This is a genomic window from Petrotoga halophila DSM 16923, assembly GCF_002924615.1.
In genome coordinates this window covers 1-21,961 of sequence record NZ_JALY01000089.1, presented here as the reverse complement: position 1 = coordinate 21,961, position 21,961 = coordinate 1, and the positions used below count along the sequence as shown (strand labels likewise).

25 protein-coding genes are annotated in these 21,961 nt (G+C 33.8%); all 25 read right to left on the bottom strand.

Going from position 1 to position 21,961, the window contains the following annotated elements:
- A partial coding sequence (locus AA81_RS03965; protein ID WP_103898281.1) for a purine-nucleoside phosphorylase occupies positions 1-800 on the bottom strand: 800 nt, incomplete at its 3' end.
- Positions 801-828: 28 nt separating this feature from the next.
- Positions 829-1,515, bottom strand: a complete 687-nt coding sequence (locus tag AA81_RS03960) for a metal-dependent transcriptional regulator (protein WP_169999603.1) — start codon at positions 1,513-1,515, stop codon at positions 829-831.
- A 3-nt stretch (positions 1,516-1,518) separates the two neighbouring features.
- A complete protein-coding gene (locus AA81_RS03955; RefSeq protein ID WP_103898279.1) occupies positions 1,519-2,559 on the bottom strand; it encodes an HD-GYP domain-containing protein in 1,041 nt (346 codons plus the stop codon).
- 23 nt (positions 2,560-2,582) lie between these two features.
- Positions 2,583-3,812, bottom strand: a complete 1,230-nt coding sequence (locus AA81_RS03950) for a M16 family metallopeptidase (protein WP_103898278.1) — start codon at positions 3,810-3,812, stop codon at positions 2,583-2,585.
- 425 nt (positions 3,813-4,237) lie between these two features.
- The gene (locus tag AA81_RS03945; RefSeq protein WP_103898277.1) at positions 4,238-6,325 is read right to left on the bottom strand and encodes a polyribonucleotide nucleotidyltransferase; all 2,088 of its coding nucleotides are present in this window, start codon (positions 6,323-6,325) and stop codon (positions 4,238-4,240) included.
- Between the two features lie 61 nt (positions 6,326-6,386).
- Positions 6,387-6,662, bottom strand: coding sequence for a 30S ribosomal protein S15 (gene rpsO / locus AA81_RS03940; protein ID WP_103078492.1), 276 nt, complete (start codon positions 6,660-6,662; stop codon positions 6,387-6,389).
- Positions 6,663-6,759: 97 nt separating this feature from the next.
- Positions 6,760-7,761, bottom strand: a complete 1,002-nt coding sequence (trxB, locus tag AA81_RS03935) for a thioredoxin-disulfide reductase (protein WP_103898276.1) — start codon at positions 7,759-7,761, stop codon at positions 6,760-6,762.
- Between the two features lie 22 nt (positions 7,762-7,783).
- Positions 7,784-8,455, bottom strand: a complete 672-nt coding sequence (gene pdo / locus AA81_RS03930; RefSeq protein WP_103078490.1) for a protein disulfide oxidoreductase — start codon at positions 8,453-8,455, stop codon at positions 7,784-7,786.
- Positions 8,456-8,526: 71 nt separating this feature from the next.
- A complete protein-coding gene (locus AA81_RS14150) occupies positions 8,527-9,048 on the bottom strand; it encodes a hypothetical protein (RefSeq protein ID WP_103898275.1) in 522 nt (173 codons plus the stop codon).
- Positions 9,049-9,066: 18 nt separating this feature from the next.
- The gene (locus AA81_RS03920) at positions 9,067-9,996 is read right to left on the bottom strand and encodes an SPFH domain-containing protein (protein WP_103078488.1); all 930 of its coding nucleotides are present in this window, start codon (positions 9,994-9,996) and stop codon (positions 9,067-9,069) included.
- Positions 9,997-10,044: 48 nt separating this feature from the next.
- Complete coding sequence (locus tag AA81_RS03915; protein WP_103078487.1) at positions 10,045-10,512, bottom strand: NfeD family protein; 468 nt, start codon at positions 10,510-10,512, stop codon at positions 10,045-10,047.
- A 21-nt stretch (positions 10,513-10,533) separates the two neighbouring features.
- Positions 10,534-11,361, bottom strand: coding sequence for an MBL fold metallo-hydrolase (locus AA81_RS03910; RefSeq protein ID WP_103078486.1), 828 nt, complete (start codon positions 11,359-11,361; stop codon positions 10,534-10,536).
- Positions 11,362-11,383: 22 nt separating this feature from the next.
- Positions 11,384-11,836: a 50S ribosomal protein L9 gene (gene rplI / locus AA81_RS03905; RefSeq protein ID WP_103898274.1), complete on the bottom strand. Its 453-nt coding sequence runs from the start codon at positions 11,834-11,836 to the stop codon at positions 11,384-11,386.
- A 114-nt stretch (positions 11,837-11,950) separates the two neighbouring features.
- Positions 11,951-12,181 carry a 30S ribosomal protein S18 gene (rpsR, locus tag AA81_RS03900; protein ID WP_103077779.1) on the bottom strand — a complete coding sequence of 77 codons (231 nt, stop codon included), beginning with the start codon at positions 12,179-12,181 and terminating at the stop codon, positions 11,951-11,953.
- An 86-nt stretch (positions 12,182-12,267) separates the two neighbouring features.
- A complete protein-coding gene (locus AA81_RS03895; protein ID WP_103078484.1) occupies positions 12,268-12,786 on the bottom strand; it encodes a single-stranded DNA-binding protein in 519 nt (172 codons plus the stop codon).
- A gap of 22 nt (positions 12,787-12,808) precedes the next feature.
- Positions 12,809-13,186: a 30S ribosomal protein S6 gene (rpsF, locus tag AA81_RS03890; protein WP_103078483.1), complete on the bottom strand. Its 378-nt coding sequence runs from the start codon at positions 13,184-13,186 to the stop codon at positions 12,809-12,811.
- 114 nt (positions 13,187-13,300) lie between these two features.
- Positions 13,301-14,635 (bottom strand): hypothetical protein, encoded by a 1,335-nt coding sequence (locus AA81_RS03885; RefSeq protein ID WP_103898273.1) that lies wholly within the window; start codon positions 14,633-14,635, stop codon positions 13,301-13,303.
- 11 nt (positions 14,636-14,646) lie between these two features.
- A complete protein-coding gene (locus AA81_RS03880; RefSeq protein WP_103898272.1) occupies positions 14,647-15,687 on the bottom strand; it encodes a potassium channel family protein in 1,041 nt (346 codons plus the stop codon).
- 45 nt (positions 15,688-15,732) lie between these two features.
- Positions 15,733-16,203, bottom strand: a complete 471-nt coding sequence (locus tag AA81_RS03875; RefSeq protein WP_103898271.1) for a biotin/lipoyl-containing protein — start codon at positions 16,201-16,203, stop codon at positions 15,733-15,735.
- 6 nt (positions 16,204-16,209) lie between these two features.
- Entirely contained in the window at positions 16,210-16,605 is a 396-nt protein-coding gene (locus tag AA81_RS03870; protein ID WP_169999602.1) for an OadG family protein, read from the bottom strand.
- A 13-nt stretch (positions 16,606-16,618) separates the two neighbouring features.
- Complete coding sequence (locus AA81_RS03865) at positions 16,619-18,175, bottom strand: acyl-CoA carboxylase subunit beta (RefSeq protein WP_103898269.1); 1,557 nt, start codon at positions 18,173-18,175, stop codon at positions 16,619-16,621.
- A gap of 179 nt (positions 18,176-18,354) precedes the next feature.
- The gene (gene mce / locus AA81_RS03860) at positions 18,355-18,759 is read right to left on the bottom strand and encodes a methylmalonyl-CoA epimerase (RefSeq protein WP_103898268.1); all 405 of its coding nucleotides are present in this window, start codon (positions 18,757-18,759) and stop codon (positions 18,355-18,357) included.
- A complete protein-coding gene (gene meaB, locus AA81_RS03855) occupies positions 18,743-19,675 on the bottom strand; it encodes a methylmalonyl Co-A mutase-associated GTPase MeaB (RefSeq protein WP_103898267.1) in 933 nt (310 codons plus the stop codon). The genes mce and meaB overlap by 17 nt, the downstream gene beginning before the upstream one ends.
- Positions 19,653-20,054 (bottom strand): cobalamin B12-binding domain-containing protein, encoded by a 402-nt coding sequence (locus AA81_RS03850; RefSeq protein WP_103898266.1) that lies wholly within the window; start codon positions 20,052-20,054, stop codon positions 19,653-19,655. Before AA81_RS03850 ends, meaB begins: the two co-directional genes overlap by 23 nt.
- A 141-nt stretch (positions 20,055-20,195) precedes the next feature.
- Positions 20,196-21,875 carry an acyl-CoA mutase large subunit family protein gene (locus AA81_RS03845; protein WP_103898265.1) on the bottom strand — a complete coding sequence of 560 codons (1,680 nt, stop codon included), beginning with the start codon at positions 21,873-21,875 and terminating at the stop codon, positions 20,196-20,198.
- Positions 21,876-21,961 lie beyond the last annotated feature (86 nt).

Here is a 21,961-nt window from a genome sequence, read left to right as displayed (position 1 = left end):
ATAGCGTTGTATACAACCTTTTCAAACTTTCCCTTTATTTTTTCAGTTATTCTAAGTACTTCTTCATGTCTTAGAGGTTGTGGGAGAATGCCAGCAGCCATATTCGTAACAGCGGAAAATGAAATAACTTTTAAATCAACATGATTCGCAGCCATCACTTCTGGTAAGGTTGACATGCCCACAAGGTCTGCTTCATACTTATCAAACATTCTAATTTCAGAAGGGGTTTCATAAGATGGACCCAAAGTCCATAAATAAGTTCCCTGTTTTAGTTCTATATTATCTTTTTTACATTTTTCTATAACGTTTTTTACCCACTTTTTGTCAACAGGTTCAACTAAAGAAGGGAATCTTGGACCAAACTCCTCTAAATTAGGGCCCCGTAAAGGATTTTTGAATGTAAAATTGATGAAATCGACATCTACCACTATATCACCTGGAGAAAATGTTCTGTTTATTCCCCCAGCTGCATTCGTTATTATTAAGCCTTTAACGCCTAAATTCTTCATCACATAAATAGGGAAAACAATATCTTTTAGTTCAATTCCTTCGTAAGCATGAAATCGTCCTTTTAATATTATGACCGGGATACCCTCTATGGTGCCTATTACTAAAGATCCTTCATGTCCTACTACAGTTGATTGTGGAAAAAAAGGAATGTCTTTGTATTCGATTACCTTTGGATTTTCTACTTGGTCCGCAATGTATCCAAGGCCAGAACCTAATATTAATCCTAAAATTGGTTTTATTTCTATGTTTTCTTTAATGAATTGAGAAGCTTTTTCGATTTTGGTGGTCATAAGTACCTCCTTAGAACAAAATATAAATTTAAAGAGTTAAACTTTTATTTTGATTTCCTATTATTATATGCTTTGATTCATGCGACGTAAGGTTGATTACTTTTTCATTAACCAAAATTTCGATGATGTCATCGTTTTTTTTAATTACTTTTAGAGTTAAACCAGGATATATCCCTTTGTCCATTATGTTTTTTCTTAACGTAGAATCTCCTGAAATATCGTATATTTTTGCAGATTCTGATACATTTAAATCCCAAAGAGAAGTTTTGAAGTCATGAGGCATTTTCTTTCTGTAATTTGAAATAAACTTCTTCGCTTCAGTTAATTCTATTGGGTTTCTTTTAAGGAATAGCATTAATCCATCTAAAGAAATATAAAAATTATCATTCATGTGATGTTCAATACCGCAAGATAAGGTGTATGCTTCTTCTTTTGAAAGTCCTAACACGTTTACAAAAAAATCTATGAGAATTATGTATCTTCTATAAACCTTTTCAGCATTAAGCAAACCTTTTTCCGTAAGTTTTACATAACCGTACCGTTCATGTTTAACATAACCATATTTTTCTAGTTTTCTAATGGCTTCAACTGAGGAAGCATCTTTTACAGACAATATTCGCGAAATATCTCTTACTCTTGGTATTTTTCCATCAATGTGTAAAATATAAATCGCCCTCAAATAATTTTCAAGACTTTCCGAGATATTCTCAGCCAACATTTACTCTCCTTTTTTCAGTACTTCTCTGATGAACAAGCCGGTTTCCATTCCCGTTTCTATCGTTTTCCCATCACATTCCACTATTGGAAAAGATGATGTTTTTCCCTTTTTGACAACAGTAGCCTGTTTTCCGTTGTTTAAAATTACTTGGGTTCCTGTTGGATACAACCCAACTATTGAAAAGAAAATACTTACATAATATGGATCAAAAATTAATCCTGAATATCTTAAGAGAAAACTCATCGCATCGTATGGGGAGTTCCCTATTTCTATATAGGAATCGTAGGCGTCACCTATTTGTAATATTCTTACCAACGGACTTATAGCGTTCTCTTTTAATCTCATGAAAATACCTGTTCCGTCGTAGCGTTCGTGGTGGGTGGAAATAGCATCTACAATTTCTTTTCCTATATTTTTTTGAATATTTTTTAATGTTTCATAAGCGGATACAATATGAGATCTGACCGTTACATCTTCTAGGTCTATATAATCAAATATCACTCTTTTTCCTATCAAGCTGTATCCAATGTCATGGAGTAAACACGTTTTTACAAGAGAGTCGAAGAATACATCTGGCATATTCAATTTTGAAGCAATTATAGAGGCAATAATCGATGTATTTATAGAATGAGAATTTAAAGCTTCATTTCCTATAGCATGGAATAAATTTAGTACGACATCTTCGGCTTTTAAAAATTTCTTATAAATATCTTCTGCAAGGGAATCCAATTCTGAAGGATCTTCCTTTAAATACGTTATATCTTTTACAAATTCGAAATGTTGATGCCATTCATTATATGTTTCCTCTTCTACAATAGGGGGAATATTTTCAAACTCTATGGAGATTTTTTCTTCGATCTTTTTTTCAATAAAATCATTTTCATCGTAAACATTTACCATCTTTATGCCATGGCTTCGTAACCTGTTAATGTCAGTTGATTTTAAGACAGTTCCTTTTGGAATTAACAACAGAGATTCTTTAAAGACATCTTCCGCAACTATTTGACCGGGTTTTAATTCATAAAAAGGTATTTTTTTCATAAAGAACACCCGCCTTCAGGATTTTATTGATTTTTTGGTGAAAGTATTGAAACATATTTATTATTAGAAAAAATATTTTTTGCCGTTTCAACAACGTTATGAATTTCAACCTTTTCTATATTTTTTATAAATTCTTCTATCGTAATGATTTTACCATAATTTACATACAAATCTAAAACATTTAATGCCATAGATAAATTGTTTTCCACCTCTAAAGTCAATTTACCGATTAATCTCTTTTTCCCGTAATTGAACCATTTTTCGATTTCTTTATTATTCTTGAGATCTTCTACAACTTCCTCTATTTTTCCGAGTAGATTTTCCAGATTTTTTTCGGTCGTTGCCGCATAAAATAATAGCAAACCAGCTTTCGGATAAGTTTCATAATCAGATGTGACTTCGTATGCCAAACCTTCTTCTTCTCTAATTTTTGAAAATAGCAGGGAACTCATTCCACTTCCCAGAAAGGTATTGAGTACTAGTGTAGAGTAATAAGATTTATCTAATTTAGGAGGTGCTTTAAATCCTTGAACTAAATAATTGCTAGCCAAATCATTTTTGTATTTTTTGATGAAGATTTCTTTGTCAACTATCGAAGGACTGGTGATGTTATTTTTAAAGGAGTTCAAATTTGCAATACTTTTTATTCCATTGAGTTGTTTCAATACTGAATCCTCGTCGAACTTTCCTGATATTATGACTACTGTATTTTCCGGTTGATAGTATTTGTTGTGGAACTCTTCAATTGTTGTTTTCTTTATATTCATAACGGTATCTTTGTATCCCATTATAGGTCTTGAAAAGTTGTCATCGTATACATTTTTGTACAAATTTTCAAATACTATGTTTATTGGTTCATCTTCATATGAAGAGATTTCTTCTAATATTATACCTTTTTCCTTTTCTATGTCTTCTTCTTTAAATAAAGGTTCATAAAGGATCTCTGACATGATTTCTAGTGTTTCATTCACTTTTAGAGAAGGTATCTTTGCAAAGAACACTGTGAAATTCTTTGAAGTGAAGGCATTTAAGACGCCACCTACTTCTTCTATTGGTTGCTTTATTTCGAAGGTATTTTTTCTTTTAGTTGCTCGAAAAGAAATATGTTCAATGAGATGAGATAATCCTGCGTTTTCTTTTGTCTCCTTTGAAGAACCTACTTTCACACAAAAAAGTACAGAAGCACTCATCATAGAATCCCTTTTAACAAGAATTACATCTAAACCATTGTCTAATATTTTATGACTGTACAAAATTGGTTTACCTCCTAGCGTTTAAGGGGCTTCGTCCCTTAAAAATTCCCAAAAAATAAAATATAAAAAAATGCACTTAAAATCTTTTTAGAGAAAAGCACTCCAAAGAACCCTATTTAAAATCATTTAAAATCATTTTTCTTGAATATTTTGTTTGGAAAAACACCAAATTCACTATATTCCATTATACCATAACAATAAAGATTATATCTAAAACATAAAATAAACATGTGGATGGATAATTGTCCTAAGTAAGAACTTCGAAAGCAACTGTAAAATCTTTTTTAATTTTGGGTATGTGATTTAAGGGTTAAAATTATTAGACACTTTAGAAATAAAATGAGGGGAGCAATGGGGCAAAAAGGGGGACAATATTTATATACAATTAATAAAAACATGCGGTAAAGAAGCCGCACGTTTGAATTTTAATTTCCATCTTTTAATTGTTTTAATTGGAATTTTCCTTGGTCTTCAACCTTCATTACCTCGACTTTAACCTTATCACCAATTTTAAAAGTCTGAAGTTTGTCTTTCAAATTGGATACATGCAACATCCCAACCTTGCCTGGTAACACTTCTACAAATATTCCGTATTTTTCGACTCTTTTTACTGTACCTTCAAAAATTCCACCTTTTTCTACTTCTGTGATTAAATTCTGAATATGCTTAATAGCTTCATCAACTTTGTTTGAATCATTTCCGGTTATCTTGACTTTTCCATCATCTTCTATGTAAACTTCGACATTGTATAGTTCACTGATTTCTTTAATATTTTTCCCTCCGGGTCCGATTACTTCTCCTATTTTTGAAACGGGTATTTTAAACACTTTCATTATGGGAACGTATGGTGACAGCTCTTTGCGGGGTTGGGGGATAGTGTCATACATCTTATCCAAAATCCTTAACCTTGCTATTTTTGCTTTTTCTAAAGCCTTTTGAAGAACTTCTTTATTAACCTGGCTGGTTTTAACATCCATTTGAAAAGCGGTTATACCATCTCTAGTTCCTGCTACTTTAAAATCCATGTCTCCAAGGTGATCCTCCATCCCTAAGATATCTGTTAAAACTACAAACTCATCGTTTTCGAAGATCAAACCCATGGCAATACCAGCTACATGTTTCTGGATAGGTACACCTGCATCCATTAAGGCCAAAGAGGCGGAACATACGCTAGCCATTGATGAAGAACCGTTAGATTCTAAAATATCTGAAACGACTCTAATAGTATAAGGAAACTCCTCATCGCTTGGGATAAGGTTTTTATGTGCCCTTTCTGCCAAATGTCCGTGGCCAATTTCTCTTCTGCTGACTCCTCTAAGCCTTTTTACTTCACCGGTTGAGAAAGGCGGAAAATTATAATGGAGCATGAACCTCTTTTCTTCGTCGCTAAATATAGTATCAATAACTTGAACATCCAAAGGGGCACCTAATGTAACAGTTCCGAGAGATTGAGTTTCTCCTCTGGTAAAAAGAGCAGAACCGTGCACTCTAGGTATTAGTCCTACTTCACAGTTGATGTCTCTAATTTCATCACAATTTCTTCCATCAACTCTTTTGTTCTCTTGAATGATCATCTTTCTCATCGATTCTTGAAGCTTTTCTTCAAACGCATTTTCTAAGAAACGTTTCTTATCTTCGAAAAATGCAACACTCCATTTTTCCAAGAATTGTTCTTCAAATTTTTCCATTACATTCTTTTTATACTCTGATATAACTTTATCCCTATTTTTTTTACCTTTTGTGAGTAGTACCTTTTTTAACTCTTCTTCGTCTATGAGTGAGAGGTAATCTTCAATAAATTCCTCTGGAACTATTTCTTTTTGAACTTCCCATTTTTCAATATTAAATTCTGAAAGTAACTCTTCTTCAATTGATATAATTTCTTTTATCTTTTCCTGTGCAAACATCAGGGCATCGACCATTTCTTCTTCCGACACTTCCAGTGATTCACCTTCCACCATCGTAACTGCATCTTTAGTTCCTGCAACGACCATGTCGATTTTAGAATTTTTTAGTTGTTCTTGGGTTGGGAAGGCTACAAACTGTCCATCAACGTATCCTATTCTCACTCCTGCGACGATACCATCAAATGGGATAGGTGAAAGATTTAAGGCCAACGAAGCACCTGTTATACCCCATGTTTCTATGCTGTCGTCATTCAACATCGAAAAGACTGTAGTTATTACTTGAACCTCATTGAAGAAATTTTCAGGGAACAAAGGTCTAATTGGTCTATCGATAAGTCTTGCAGCTAGTATAGCTTCGTCACTTGGCTTTCCTTCCCTTTTTATGAATCCTCCTGGAATTTTACCAACGGCGTAGAATTTTTCCTGAAATTCTACGGTTAACGGGAAAAAATCCTGACCTTTTACTGCATCTTCCGAAGCGTCTGCTGTAACTAATATGGTTGACTCGTTAAAAGTCAGCATCACAGAACCAAGAGCCTGTTTGGCAACTTTACCGTGTTCAATACGTAATTTTCTCCCAAACAGTTCCTTTTCCAATACTTTCATTCTCACACCTCCATCATAAAAATAAAACGGAGCGTATGCCCCGCTTTTTGAAAATTTGTTATCAACCTCTTATACCTAATTTCTTAATAATCTCTTGATAAACTAAGGGTTTGTTTTTCCTCAAATATTTGAGCATCTTTCTTCTTTTTCCTACCATCATCATCAATCCACGTCTACTATGATAATCTTTTGGGTGTTGTTTCAAATGTTCCGTTAAATGTTTGATTCTAGCAGAAAGTAGAGCTATTTGTACTTCTACAGAACCAGTATCCTTGTCGTTGACTTTAAATTCCTCGATAAGTTCTTCTTTTTTTTCTGGATCTAATCCTCTAGACATCTTTTCTATAACCTCCTACGAACAATTCCTTTAACTAAGTAAAGGGGTTACTCCCTAAACTGAGTTAAGGTTCTAAATATATTATACAATCATATCTTTATTTTGTCAAATTTATTGATTCAGTTGATGGTATTTGATCTTCATTTATGTATTCTCGAATTGCGTGTGAAGAAGCTATAGTTCCATCGGATACAGCGGTTACAATTTGTCTGATCTCTTTGTGTCTTATATCTCCTACTGCATAAATACCTTTAATATTAGTTTCCATATTCTCGTCTGTAATTAAGAAACCATATTCGTCTATATCGAACAGGTTGATATTTAAAAAGCTTGTTTCTGGAACTAATCCAATGAAAACAAAAACTCCATCGAATGGCTCTTCGTACACTTCACCACTTTTTAGATTTTTTATGACTAAACTTTCGACTTTATCTTTGCCTTTAAGTTCTTCAACGACTGAACTCCATTTAAATTTTATGTTTTTTCGAGAAAAAGCTCTATCTTGATAGAGTTTATCTGCTCTAAGTTTATCTCTTCTATGAATTATATAAACTTCTTTAGCTATATTCGATAAATAAACCGCTTCCTCCACAGCTGTGTTTCCTCCTCCTACGACAGCAACCTTTTTATTCTTAAAAAAATGGCCGTCGCACGACGCACAGTAAGAAACACCTCTGGAGGAAAATTCTTCTTCACCTTTAACTCCTAATTTTCTAGGGTTAGATCCACTTGCTATAATTATTGCCTTTGATTTAATTGCTTTTCCATCTTCCATAACAACCATTTTATTGGAGCCTTCATCCTTTAATTCTACAACCTTTCCGTCATAAAAATCGGCTCCAAAGTGCACTGCATGCTCTTTCATCAAAGTAGAGAGTTCTTCACCTTTTATCGATTTAAATCCTGGATAATTTTCTATAATATCTGTTAAATTCATTTGGCCGCCTTCAATTGCTTTTTCAATTACAAGGGCAGAAGCTCCACCCTGTAAGGCATATATAGCAGCTGAAATCCCAGCCGGACCGCCACCGATTATTACAATGTCGTATTGTTGTTTTATTTCCGATTTTTTGTTTACCCCTTCAACGTTAAAAAACATCTAAGGACCTCCTTTAACTACGTTATTCAACAGCTTTTAAAACTTCTTCCACAAAACTATTTTCAGGGTAGGCCCCTACGAACTCACCTTTCTTTATCCATCTTTCATTTTCTTTTTCTTCTATCACAGTATGTGGAACGGAACTAACACCGTATTCGAAAGATATTCTATCAAATTCGTTTGCTTCTATCATTTCCCCTGTTATATTAGGATTTAACATAGCTGTTTGGTGAGCTGCAAAAACGGCCCTAGGGCAGTATGGGCAGGTTGGAGTTACAAAAACTCTGATTCTTATCTTTTTATTTATCTGGGATAATTTTTCTTTGTTTTCATCGCTGAAAGAGTTCACACTTTTATTAGAAACAGCTATAATATTTTGAAGAAGGGTGGTGAACTCGTAACCAGACGGGATTCCATAGTATCGAATGCCATAATCGTTCCCTTCACTATCTAATATTAATGTAACGGGTGATAAATCTTTTTCAATCTCGTACTTGTTGATTTCTTCGGAATCAGAATGATAGGTGTTAACCTTTATTCTATCGTCTAATTCTTTGAGTTCTCCAAGCAACTGTTCAACTATTTCAGAGTATTCTCCGTCATTTTTGATTAAGAATATTTGAACAGATTCTGTCAATTCCTCTAAAATTTCTTTTACTTTATTTTGTGTTTCTTTGTCCATTAATTTTTCCATATTTTAAAAACCTCCATCTAATTTAGTATTTATATACCTCCTATAGGTATATTAACATATTTTGATTTAATCTACTTTAAAATTCTATACGCTGTGTTAATTTTTGATGATTTAACAATCGTTGTAAAAAATAAAAGGATCGCTGGTATTATTATTATCAGCGGGTTTAGTGTTAAAGGGATTGACAAAAATAATTTATCCATGAAATAATAAAAAGATACGGCGAAAAGAAAAGCTTCACCTCCCCTCATTAGTATTTTTTTTGAGAGAAAATTGCTAAAGTATGTTTTTTTTGAATATCCGAAAGAGAGAATAGTTATTTTGAACCTTTCATGATATTTTTTAGTGGCTGCGTCAAACGATCTAAGGTAAAATAAGAACAAGATAAAAAATACAATTATTTCCATAAATATTGATAAATCGTTTAAATATTTCAAATAAAAACATACCAGCAAAAAAGATGTTAAGCCGTATATGTTAAAATAATCTACAAAATGATAGGGTTCTTTGTTTTTCATGATCAGAAATTTAATAACAGCAAAAGCTATTAAAAAACTAATTGCATTGATAAACAACGACTTTAATAATACCATAAAAATTACCTCAGAGTTTTATTCTTTATTTTCTGGGTTGCTATCAGGAATTGTATCGTTTTTCGAAATATCTGCCATAGCAGCTACAGAACTCAATATTCCCGAAATTTCATAAGGCATAAAGACCTTTGTTGATTTTCCGTCTGAAATTGCTTTTAATGCCTCAAAATATCTTATAGTTATCAAATCTTTTGTAGGATTACCCTTATGAATTGAGTCGAAAACTTTAAGAATTGCCTCAGCTTCTCCATCTGCTTCGATACTTAATTTATACTTTTGAGCGTCTGCTTTTTTCTTAACGGCTTCCGCCTCACCTTCTGCTTTTAATATCGCGGCGTTTCTGTCTCCTTCCGCTTTGGTAATTTGTGACTGTTTGTACCCTTCAGCTTCTAAGATTACAGCTCTTTTCATTCTTTCGGCTTTCATTTGTTTGCTCATTGCATCCATAATGTCTTGAGGCGGATCGATCTTTTTAATCTCTACTCTGGTAATTCTTACTCCCCATTTATCGGTAGCTTCATCTAATACTTCTCTGAGTTTTGTGTTGATTCTTTCCCTAGAGGTTAATGTTTGGTCTAATTCTAATTCTCCTATAACGTTCCTTAGATTTGTTTGAGCTAATTTAACAGCGGCAGATGTAAAATCTCCAACGTTGTAGACTACTCTATAAGCATCAGTTACCTCGTAATATATAATGGCATCAACAGTAACTATAACGTTATCCCTAGTGATAACCTCTTGAGGTGGAACATCGATCACCATTTCTCTTAAATCTACTTTGGTTATTCTTTCTATGAAAGGCATGATGAAATTTAATCCAGAATCAACCTGTCTATGAAACTTCCCTAATCTTTCTACTAACCCTTTTTCGTAAGGACGTATAATTTTCAAACTCATTGCTGCAATAAAAATCAAAAATAGAACTACTATTATCAATATTACCAACATTGCTTTTCCCACCTTTCTTTTTCAAATTGTGTTCACCAAAAGTGCATTCTATTCCTCTATCTCTTCTTTTTGATTATTTTCAGTGGCTTTGTTTTTTTTTATATACACAAAATTAGCACTTTTTTTTGTGATTGTAACATCATCTCCCACATTAAAATGGGTTTCTTCATCTTCCGGATATGCTCTCCATTCGTCTCCCTTTATTTTAACGATGATTCTTCCTTTATCATCAATCTTATCCACCTTAGCTTTCATACCAACAAATTGATCTTGATAAGGTTTTATGGTAGAAGAACCTTTGTACATATTTTGTACGATTTTTCTCGTTGAGATCCATAACAAAAAAGAAACGGTTAAGAATATTACCAAATTTAAAACAACCGATGAAATAAATAAAGAAGTAATAGCTGCCACCCCAGCTCCTATAGCAAACCATAGAAAGAAAAAAGATGGAAGTATAGCTTCAGCAACTGCAAAAATTATTGCAAAAATAACCCACACGCCCCATTGACCCATAATTATCACCTCATATTTACTTTAGATTTTGAAAACTCTTTCTGGGTGAACGATATTTATTTGTATATTTGGAAATTCTTTATTCATTTCTTCTTTGACTAACTTAATTTTGCTGTTGTACCTACTTGAGACATGGTATATGATGACTCTTTTAGGCTTGGAGATGTTTATTAAATTTTTTAATTCTGATAGGGAGGTATGGTTTCTAATTTTTCTATCCTTTTCATCAAAAAAGGTACATTCATGAACCAGCGTTCCACAATTTTTTGCGAAATTAGGCGGAATAGGTAAAGAATCCCCGCTTATAGTCAATATATTGGCAATGTAATTTTCTAAAATGTCTTCCTTTTTATTGATTATTAGATCTTTTATTTCTGATTCTTTTAGTTCTCTATACTCTTGTTTTAGTCTTTTTCTTTGTTCTAAAATTTGGTAACCAAAAGAGGTTTCTCCAGGGGTGTGTCTTGTTTTAAAGGGTTTTATAAATCTTTTGTTGTTTAGAGGGATCGTATCCGATAATGTCATTTCCTTAAAATCTGTTTCGTATCTTAATCTTTTATTCATTTTACTTATGAATTTTAAATACTCACTAATATTTTCCGATCCCTTTGGATAATAAATTTCAAGTTTTTTATTTCTATTCCCCATAGCGTTATTACGAGTGTTAATGATACCCCATAATCCAGCTATATGATCTACGTGGGAGTGTGTTAAAATAATCTTTTCAATACCATATATTTTGTTTCCTAACTCTGCACTAACCCCTTCACCAGCATCGAAAAGTATTCTATCAGGCTTATAAAAAACCCATGTCGTATATAATGCCTTTGATCTTATTAAAAACTCCAACTACCACAACTCCCATTGTAATTTATTCGTTTTCTGATTTAATTACTACCTTTATTTCCCCTCTCACAGCTTGAGGGAGTTTCACTTTTAAAGTGTGAGTTCCTAATTCTTTTATGTTTACCTTTTCATCAAACCAAGTTTTATCAAATTTTTCATCGAGTAATTCTTCTATTTTCTCGGATATATCTTGAGCTGTTACAGCACCAAAAAGTTTGCCTTTTTCTCCAGCTTTTGCTTTTATTTCTATTTTTGTATCTTTTAATTTTTCTAAAATTTCTTCGCTTCTTTTTCTTAGGTTTTCCTTCTTTTTGTCTTCTATTTTTTTGCTTTCTTTTATGTGCTTTATATAACCATCGGTTGCTTCAACAGCCAAATTTTTTGGAATCAGATAATTCCTTGCGTATCCATCAGATACCTCTTTTATTTCACCTTTTCTCCCTAATTTTGCCACATCTTCCAGCAACAATACTTTCATCTTTTACAACACCCCTTTGTACAATTTTATCATAATTGGATGAAAAACATACCTTCAAAAAAAATAGATAGAGGGATTCCTCTATCTATTGTATTTACGATGTAAATTGTCGCCTCACTCGTTCACATAAGGAACCAGCATCATTTTTCTAGCACGATGAATCGCTCTTCGAACCATTCTTTGATGTTTGGCACAATTTCCATTTATCCTTTTTGGAAGGATTTTTCCCTTATCGTTCATAAACTCCTTCAATTTTCTAACATCTTTGTAATCAATATATTCAACGTTATCTCTGCATAATTTGCATTTTTTTACTTTTTTTCTTTCCCTTTTAACGTAAGCCATCCTAGTTAAAACCTCCGTTTTTCCCAATTGTTATTTTCTTTCCCGTTACCATTTTTTATTAAAAACTTATTTGTACGTTTTTGTGATCAGATGGGTTTATCATCTGAAGAAAGATGATTTTCGAGATCACTAAAGCTTTCTTCTAAGAGAGCATCGTTCTCGAGTAAAGCGTCATCATCTATTTCTTCGATCGTATTATCATTGTCTGAAATTCTCTCTTTCTCTGAGAATCCTTCTTCCACCCTAATGTCCATATCAGAAAATTCGTTAGCTTGTTGAGCCTTTTTTGTTTCCATAAAATTCATTCTATTAGCCCAAATTTCTGCGGTTTCTCTTTTAATATTATCTCTATCTGTCCATTGATTAATATGAAGTGATCCTTCTACTAGGATCAACTTTCCTTTTTTTAAATAGTTTGATGCAAAATCTGCTTGTTTACCAAAAGCCACGATTTTTATGAAATCTGTACCATCTTGATTATTTGAAGTACGTCTGTCAACAGCTAAGTGAAAGTTTGCAACGTTATTTCCATTCATAGTAGAGCGTATCTCTGGATCTCTGGTTAATCTTCCAACCAAAATAACTTTATTATAAGAAATAGACATAAGAAACACTTCCTAATTTTAGTTAAATTTCTTCACTAGTTTCTGGTTCTTCTACCTTTATTTTTGATTCTTTCTGAGTTTTTCTTACTTTTTTTTCAAGATCTTCTCTTCTAATCGTTTGGAACCTAAAAATCTCTTGGTTAACTTTAAAAAGATCATCCAGTTGGTTAACCTTTTCTGGATCAGCTTTGTATATGATGTAAGTATAATCTCCTTCTGTAAATTTACCTTTTTGAGTTCTATAGGCTAATTTTCTTACACCCCATCTCGTGAACTCTTCGACTTCACCTTCCAGTTGGCCTTCTATCCAACCTCTCACCTTTTCTGCCAAAGCATTTCTTTCCTCTTCAGGAATGTCTGTTCTAATGACAAACATTGTTTCATAGTATCTTTTTCCCACTTTATACCTCCTCCTATGGTCTTAGGCCTCTGAACTTATCAGAAGCAGGATTTTTTCATGTGCAATTATAACAGAAAATAGAAAGAAGGTTATTGTTTTTATTTAAAAATTATATTAAAATTCTATACCAAATCCAAAGTTTAGTCTTAAAATGTTTTCATCTTCAGTTGAAGGTTCGAAAGTATCTTTATCTTCATTGAATTCTAATTTGTTTTGTATTACTCCCATATCGGCTGATAGGTTAAATTCAAGATTTTTAAAATAGAAGTTTGTTGCTATGGTATATACATATCGTTTTTCCAAAAGCGGATCATCCAAAAGGTAGGTGCCTTCATCTGGAGCGGTATCCTCGGTTGGTGATTTGCTTCCAGAAAACACCGTTTCAAAAGAAGAATAAAGGTTGAGCCAATTATTGTACGTGTAATCATAGTCAACTAGGAAAGAAACCGTGTTTTCGCCGTATTTGTATCCGATGTAGTTATCTGTGTACTCTATAATCTTCATAATCTTCTCATTATCATCATTATAGTAATAATAAATACTTTCTGGATAGATAGTGTAACTACTGTCCCCACATCCTGGTTGAAAAGTGTATCGGGTTGCAAAGGCACCGTAAACACCAAAAGTTCCTAAGTTGCTTGTTAGATTTAAGCCTGAAGAAAAGGCTACTTTATCAGGATTTTGTGTGCCCTCTGGATTGAAGAACCTGTTGGTGTTGAAATCGTCTACTAATAGTTGAGAGTATATATAATAATTAGAGTCCTTGTAATCAAAGAAGAATCCCATTATTGAGTTATCGTTTATATCTTCAGACCAAGGCATATCATTCTTGAATGCTCTAATCTCTTGAGCAAAATATGCAGGCATGGGGTTTAGAAAATAAAAAAAGTCAAAGGCCCTGTTGTAAACTAGCACATCTTGATAACCTACCCTGAAATTGCCAAATTTCAATCCATACGTTTTGTAATTCATTGCTTTAGGAGCAAAATTCCAGTTATTTTCACTTACCAATTGAACCCACATAGTTTCAAAAAAGAAATGTTCATCTTCATAACCTACATCTAAATTGACAAGAGGAATATTATTGGAAGAAAAGAACAATGAATAAGGAGAATTCACCTCATCTTTTAGTTGCTTTATACCTCCACTCAACTCAAGGGTTTGATCGTCGTTTCTAAGGGTGATATAACTATTTTCTATCAAAAAATAGTGATCCCAGTAGTAACTTGACTCATAAAAATAATATTTATCATCGTTGTAGAAGGCTAACCCGCTTGTGATATCAAAGTTTGGAGTGTAATTGTATAATTTTATACCTATCCTGTCAGTGAAGGTTTCTTCGTCGTAATTATCGTATGTTCCTTGAAAGTCAACTTCTAAATTTATTGAAAATCCTAGTGAAAAAAGTAAAAGGATCGTTAAAATGGGAAACAAAGTTTTTTTATACATTTTATACCCCCTCAGCTTAGCTGGTAACTATCTTGCTCAACTATCTCTCGCAATCTTTTAATTTTAGAATCTTCCCCCAGTACTATTATCACATCTCCCTCTTCTATTATGGTATTTGCCTTAGGATTGAATATACTTTTATTATCTTTTTTTCTTACGGCTATCACAATCATATCTACCTTGTCGGGTAGGGCTATTTCTTTAAGGGATTTACCAATTACCCAAGAGTTTTTGGGTATATCCACCTCTTCCAGCTGTAAATCTTTTTCAGGTGTGTGTATTATCGTTTCAAGAAACGATACAATGTTAGGCCGGGTTGCCATATAGGCTAATCTATTACCGGAGATTTCAGATTCAAGAACGATCTTGTTGATCCCGGCATAAGAAAGTTTCTTCACCGATTCTGGGTCGTTGACTTTTGAAATAATGTTGATTTTAGGAACTATACTTTTCACCGTTAAAGCAACAAACAAGTTATCCACATCGGAAGGTAGGGTTAATATGATGCTATCAGCTCTTTTGACTCCAACTTCTTCCAGCACCGTTTCATTTTTTGCGTCACCAATAAAATATGGAATTTCCGCATTTATTTCTTTTAGAAATTGTTGGGCTCTTTCTTCTGATTTGTCCAATAGGATAAAATCTTTTTTCTCTTTTAACAGATTTTGACAGACAAAAAATCCTGTTTTACCGGCTCCTACAACAATATAATGATTATTCATACCATCTATTTTTTTCATCCTTTTTCTTACCTCCAAAACGTTTCTCATCTCACCTTCAACAATGAAGGAGGTTAGGGTTGAAAGAGAGTATAAAACTACCGTTATTCCAGAGAGGATCAATGCCATTGTAAATATATGTGAAACTCTCGATAGATCGGCAGGTATATCGTATCCAACGGTACTCAATGTGATTATAGTAAAAAATAGAGAGTCTAAAAAAACCCAATCTTCCAGTACCATATACCCTACCGTTCCAGTAAAGACTATTAGAACAAAAATTATAATGGATATCACAAATCGTCTTATTTTTAAAGCGAGAGTTTCATTCATTTGATCGAGACATGTGCCCCCTTTCACGTTGGAGATTAATGGTTTTTACCTTATAATCATTAATGTTTGATCCCCCTCGACGCTGTCCCCTCTTTTTACCAAAATTTTTTCAACTACACCGTCATTTTCAGCGGGTATTTCATTTTCCATCTTCATTGCTTCTATTATGACAAGCTTATCTCCAGCTTTAACGCTTTGTCCTTCTTTCACATTTATTTCGTTAATTACTCCTGGAAGAGGAGCTTTGACCTCATAACCGGCGTCTGTTTCTCTTTTAATTGACTCCTCAGGGATCTTTTCCTCTTCATCTTTTTGTTTTTTCGTAGGTTTTTTCTTGGCTCTTTTTTCGTTTTTTTTGTCGGCAGTAGGTTTGGGAGACTCACTAAATTTCTCTTTTTCAGAGGTTCTTTCTTCTGTTTGTTTTATTTTTTCTTCGTTAGTATTTTCAGAGCCTATTTCCTCAACTTCAACCTCATAGGTTTTATCGTTTATAGTAACTTTGAATTTTCTTTTCAATTTACTTTACCTCCACCTTTTTTTGTAATAAGGTCTCCAAGAAATAGAAGGTTCATGTTTCATCCATCTTGTTTTAATTTCCCTTTTTGATTCTAACTCTTTGTTTGAAACTTCTTTAATACTTTCAATTTTGAATTCTTTATGAGTAAGATAAGTAGTTATAGCTGAAACGATAGCAAAAAGTTCTTCTTCATCTCTTTTTTCATGGTTTTCAATTCTTTTAACTTGTGGTGGCTTTATGTACTCTTTTTGAGGTTTTCCTAAACTTGATTTGCCCGGTAAATTATTACTATTTTTACTTTTAAAGAAAAAGCGAAAAAGCCAAATCATCGTCATTAAAATTATTAACAATAAAAAAACTATAGATATTCCCATTAACGCAATAAACCATACATTTTTCATAATTACCCCTCCATCATAAAGGAATATTTCCATGCTTTTTAGATGGAGTTGGTTTTACCTTTGAGTAAGCTATAGAGAGAGAAGCAGATAATTTTTTTCTTGTTTCGATGGGTTCTATAACATCTTCTATATAACCCCTTGAGGCTGCTTCATAGGGATTTGCAAACCGCTCTTTGTATTCTTCTACGCGTTTTTTTCTCGTTTCTTCCGGATTTTCGGAATTTTCTATCTCTTTTGCAAAGATAATGTTTGCTGCTCCTTCGGATCCCATAACAGCTATTTCCGCAGTTGGATAGGCAAATACGAAATCAGCGCCTAAATGTTGTGAAGCCATTGCAATATATGCTCCACCGTAGGCTTTTCTAAGAATTACAGTAATCATTGGAACTGTGGATTCAGAATAAGCATACAAAAGCTTTGCTCCATGTCTAATTATTCCTCCGTGTTCTTGTGATACTCCTGGTAAATATCCAGGTGTGTCAACAAAGGTTATAATAGGTATATTAAAAGAATCACAGAATCTTATAAATCTGGCTGCTTTATCGGAAGCATCGATATCGAGCGAACCGGCCAAGATTTTTGGTTGGTTGGCAATGATTCCAACAGATTTTCCTTCCAATCTGGCAAATCCTACAACCATATTTTTGGCAAAATGAGGATGAATTTCGAAGAAAGTACCGGGATCGAATACTAATTTGATTAAATCTTTTACATCGTAACTTTTTTTCGGGTTAGGTGAAACTATTTCGTTTATTTCTTCAGGTAATTCGTAGCTTTTATCGTAATCAGTGGGTTCTACAGGATCCATATTGTTTGAAGGTATGTAAGAAAGTAGCTTTCTGACAAGTTCCATGGCTTCCTCATCGTCTTTTGCCAAAAGGTGGGCAACACCACTTTTTGAGTTATGAATTTTTGCCCCACCCAGATTCTCTTTATCAATGTTTTCTCCAGTCACAGTTTTTATAACCTGAGGGCCGGTGATGAACATTTGGGAAGTTTGATCAACCATAATTACGAAATCAGTTATCGCTGGAGAATAAACCGCTCCTCCTGCACACGGGCCTGCTATAACAGTTATTTGTGGGATTACACCAGAAGCCTGGGTGTTTCTATAGAAGATTCCACCGTAGCCATATAGAGCATCAACCGCTTCCTGTATTCTGGCTCCTCCAGAGTCGTTTATTCCGATTAAAGGAATGCCGTATTTCATTGCCAAATCTTGTAATTTCATTATTTTCTTTGCATGCATTTCTCCAAGGGATCCACCTTGAATGGTGAAATCTTGGGAAAAAATTGCAACTTTTTTGCCGTTGATCTCTCCAAATCCTGTGACAACTCCATCGTATGGAAATTCTTTTTTATCTAAATCAAAGTATGTACATCTATGTTTAACTAACATATCGATTTCTTCAAAAGTACCTTCATCTACGAGAGCTTCTATTCTTTCACGGGCTGTTAACTTACCTATTTTATGTTGTTTTTCTATTCTCTCTTCTCCTCCTCCAAGAAGAAGGGATTCTTTCTTTTTCTTCAATTCTTTTATTTTTTGAATTAGTTCTTCATCTGGCATATATGAAGCCTCCTTATTTGCAATATTTACTGCTTTTAGAAACTCTAAAATCTGTTTTAGCGTCCCTTTACCCCGCTCCCCGCCCATTTAAAGGAAGGGACCAAAGGTCCGTTAGACCTTGCAGCCCATCTTAAAGGATAAAGGAGTGCTTGTCTCCTCACCCTGCAAACTGTTATTTGTTATTTTTGATACTCAACGAACTCAGTTAAAATACCGTTAGCAGATTTTGGATGTAAAAAGAACACTAAACTTCCACCCGCTCCTCGATTAGGTTCATCAGATAAGGTTTTATAACCAAGTTTTTTTGCGTTTTCCAAGATCATTCGAATATTGTCTACTTGGTATGCGATGTGGTGGAATCCCACGCCTCGTTTTTTTAAAAAATTTGATATTTCAGAATCCTCTCTTATAGGTTCCATCAATTCTATTCTAACATCTTTTATGTATAAAAAGGTAACTTTTATACCTCTATCTTCAAGAATCTCCTCTGTACCCTGTTCAATTTGAAATAAATCCCTATACAACTTGAATGCTTTTTCTATGGAATTGACAGCAATTCCGATGTGGTCAATTTTGGGTTCCATTTTCCTCCTCCTCTTCACAGATGAAGGCTATAACGTCTTTTTTAAGAGAATCAGTATCTTGATCTTCCAAAGAATAACCTTCCAAGAAATTTTCTATCAAATGGAAAAGATAGTTTTTAACGCGACTTTTTTTTCTTAAATTTTCTTTTGAATTATGGATTTGAAAGTATTTTCTGCTCGATTCTAACCATTCGTAAACTTTTTCAAATCCTTTGTTTTCAGTAGAACTAACACTAAAAACTTTTTTATCATCTTTGTTTTGTGAATCTAAATAATTTTCTAAGTACATTAAAAACCTTTTGGAATTAGGTAGATCTATCTTGTTGACAATATAGCAATCAGCTATTTCCATTATTCCTGCCTTATAAATTTGAATTTCGTCACCAGAATCAGGAGATAATATTAAAAGAGTAGTGTCACAAGCATAGAATATATCGATCTCTGATTGACCGGTTCCCACTGTTTCTATGATTATTGTATCGAAGCCAAATGCCTTCATTACATCAATAATATCATAAATTGAATTGCAGACTCCCCCCATTGCACCTCTACTTGCTATACTTCTGATATAAACGTTAGAAGAGTTGGTTAAATCAAACATTCTTACCCTATCTCCCAAAAAAGCCCCACCACTGAAAGGGCTGCTGGGATCAATCAATATTATTCCAATATTCTGACCTTTATTGGAGTAAAATGAGACTAATCTTGAGATAAAAGAGCTTTTTCCAACGCCAGGACTCCCTGTAACACCTATTACATATGAATTTTTTGGTTGAATATCCGAATGTAATCGAGAAATAATTTCCCAGGTTTGCAAATAATTATCTTCTAATAGAGATATCATCTTCGCTAAAGCAGTTTTATTCTGGGCTTTAAATTTTGGAAGTAATTGTTCATACTTTTCTTCCCATTGCAATATCTTTCACCTTCTCGATGATTTCTTTTAAGGAAGTACCTGGGGTGAAAATTTCGATTATGCCCATTTCCTTTAGTTCTGGGATATCTTCTTCTGGAATGATTCCCCCGAGGGTAACGGGAATATCAGCTTCCTTTTCTTTTAGTAAACTTAGTATTTTTTCACATAATTTCATGTGTGCACCTGAAAGTATAGATAAGCCAATTAAATCAACATCTTCTTGTATTGCAGCTTCAACGATTTCTTCCGGGGTTCTTCTTATTCCTGTGTAGATTACTTCCATTCCTGCGTCTCTTAGCGCTCTTGCTAGAACCTTGGCTCCGCGGTCATGACCATCGAGTCCTGGTTTAGCTATTAATACACGGATTTTTGTACTCATTTGAATGCTGCCTCCTTTCCAAATGGTAAATGCTGACTTTAGAAGCTCTAAAACTTGTGTTAGCGCCCCTTCGCCACGCTCCCCACCCTCATTTTCTGAAGTCTCTAAAATGGCAAAGGTTCGGTTAATATAAAAAAATAATTAGATTGTAGTACTTTCACGATACTCCCCATAAACTTCTTTTAAAATGTTTGTTATTTCACCTACTGTGGAATAGTTTTCTACACATTCTATAACATAGGGGAATAAGTTCTCCTCATTTATTGCAGCCTTTTTCAATCTATTCAAAGATTTTTCTACTTTTGCGTTATCTCTTTGCTTTTTTAAATTTTTTAATTTTTCTATTTGTTTTTCTTCTTGTTTTTCATCAACTTTTAGGATATCTATCTTTTCTTTCTTGTCAGAATTGTATTCGTTAACCCCTACTATGATCTGTTCTTTGTTTTCTATCCTTTTTTGTGTTTTATAAGCACTGTTTAATATTTCTTTTTGAGGGTATCCGGCCTCTATGGCTTTTACCATTCCACCTATTTCATCTATTTTTTCTAAATATTTTTGGGCTTTTTCTTCTATGTCTGAGGTTAATTTTTCTACAGCGAACGATCCTGCTAGAGGATCTACAGTTTCGCTTACTCCCATTTCGTGGGCTATAATTTGTTGAGTTCTTAAAGCGACGGTAACAGATTGTTCTGTAGGTAATCCTAAAGCCTCGTCGTAAGAGTTAGTATGAAGCGATTGAGTACCCCCCATAACCGCAGCCAAAGCTTGAATAGTTACCCTTATTATGTTGTTTAAAGGTTGTTGTGCGGTTAACGTGGAGCCTGCTGTCTGGGTATGAAATTTCAATTTCATTGCCTTTTCATCCGTCACACCGAATCGCTCTTTCATAATCTTTGCCCATAATTTTCTAGCTGCCCTAAATTTTGCCACTTCTTCTAAAAAGTTGTTATGTGCGTTAAAGAAGAATGAAAGGTTCCTTCCAAATTCATTTGGATCTAAGCCAGCTTTAATTGCTGCCTCGACATAGGCTATTCCATCTGCTAATGTAAAAGCTATTTCTTGAACCGCATTGGCTCCTGCTTCCCTAATATGATAGCCGCTGATACTTATTAAGTTAAATTTTGGAAGGTTTTTGCTTCCATAATCAAAGATATCTACTATCAACTTCATAGATTCTTTAGGTGGAAAGATGTAAGTGCCTCTTGCTATGTATTCTTTTAAAATATCGTTCTGAATAGTGCCTCTGAGTTTTTCATAAGGAACACCTTGTTTTTTTGCAATAGCCATTAACATTGCTAATAAAATCATCGCAGTTGAGTTGATAGTCATTGAAACACTCACCTTATCAAGAGGGATACCATCGAAAAGAATCTCCATATCTTTTAGTGAATCTATTGCTACTCCAACCTTTCCTACTTCTCCCTCGGACATGGGATCGTCTGAGTCAAACCCTATCTGCGTTGGCAGATCAAAGGCTATGGATAAGCCTGTTTGGCCTTGTTCTAGTAAATATTTGTATCTTTTGTTTGATTCTTCTGCAGACCCAAATCCTGCATATTGCCGCATCGTCCACAACTTACCACGGTACATAGTTGGTTGTACACCTCTAGTGAAAGGATATTCACCAGGGAATCCTAAATCTTTAATGTAATCTAAGTTTTCTATATCTAAAGGTGTGTAAAGCCGTTCAATCTCATCTTCATATGAGGTAACAAATTCTTTTTTTCTCTCTGGGAAGCGGCTTAAGGTACGTTCTAATTTTTTCTCTTCCCACTCTTTTTTTGACTTTTCTATTTCATGGATTTTTTCTCTTTCGAACATAGAAATTTCCTCCCAAAATAAATTTTTTATGAACTATGAAAAAAATTTCATTACCCTGGGTCATTATTATTTTACCGTATTATTTT

Coding starts and splice junctions, on each gene's coding strand:
- AA81_RS03945 (WP_103898277.1), bottom strand. CDS start 6,325: ATGAAAGTATTGGAAAAGGAACTGTTTGGGAGAAAATTACGTATTGAA.
- AA81_RS03845 (WP_103898265.1), bottom strand. CDS start 21,875: ATGTTCGAAAGAGAAAAAATCCATGAAATAGAAAAGTCAAAAAAAGAG.
- AA81_RS03920 (WP_103078488.1), bottom strand. CDS start 9,996: ATGTTGGTAATATTGATAATAGTAGTTCTATTTTTGATTTTTATTGCA.
- pdo (WP_103078490.1), bottom strand. CDS start 8,455: ATGGAAAAATTAATGGACAAAGAAACACAAAATAAAGTAAAAGAAATT.
- rpsR (WP_103077779.1), bottom strand. CDS start 12,181: ATGGCTTACGTTAAAAGGGAAAGAAAAAAAGTAAAAAAATGCAAATTA.
- mce (WP_103898268.1), bottom strand. CDS start 18,759: ATGGAACCCAAAATTGACCACATCGGAATTGCTGTCAATTCCATAGAA.
- AA81_RS03885 (WP_103898273.1), bottom strand. CDS start 14,635: ATGTATAAAAAAACTTTGTTTCCCATTTTAACGATCCTTTTACTTTTT.
- AA81_RS03865 (WP_103898269.1), bottom strand. CDS start 18,175: ATGCCAGATGAAGAACTAATTCAAAAAATAAAAGAATTGAAGAAAAAG.
- rplI (WP_103898274.1), bottom strand. CDS start 11,836: ATGAAAGTATTGTTGCTGGAAGATGTGGCAAAATTAGGGAGAAAAGGT.
- trxB (WP_103898276.1), bottom strand. CDS start 7,761: ATGTTTTTTAACGTTGAAGGGGTAAACAAAAAATCGGAAATAAAACAA.
- AA81_RS03870 (WP_169999602.1), bottom strand. CDS start 16,605: ATGAAAAATGTATGGTTTATTGCGTTAATGGGAATATCTATAGTTTTT.
- AA81_RS03915 (WP_103078487.1), bottom strand. CDS start 10,512: ATGGGTCAATGGGGCGTGTGGGTTATTTTTGCAATAATTTTTGCAGTT.
- AA81_RS03850 (WP_103898266.1), bottom strand. CDS start 20,054: ATGAGTACAAAAATCCGTGTATTAATAGCTAAACCAGGACTCGATGGT.
- AA81_RS03895 (WP_103078484.1), bottom strand. CDS start 12,786: ATGTCTATTTCTTATAATAAAGTTATTTTGGTTGGAAGATTAACCAGA.
- rpsO (WP_103078492.1), bottom strand. CDS start 6,662: ATGTCTAGAGGATTAGATCCAGAAAAAAAAGAAGAACTTATCGAGGAA.
- AA81_RS14150 (WP_103898275.1), bottom strand. CDS start 9,048: ATGGTATTATTAAAGTCGTTGTTTATCAATGCAATTAGTTTTTTAATA.
- AA81_RS03880 (WP_103898272.1), bottom strand. CDS start 15,687: ATGAATGAAACTCTCGCTTTAAAAATAAGACGATTTGTGATATCCATT.
- AA81_RS03955 (WP_103898279.1), bottom strand. CDS start 2,559: ATGAAAAAAATACCTTTTTATGAATTAAAACCCGGTCAAATAGTTGCG.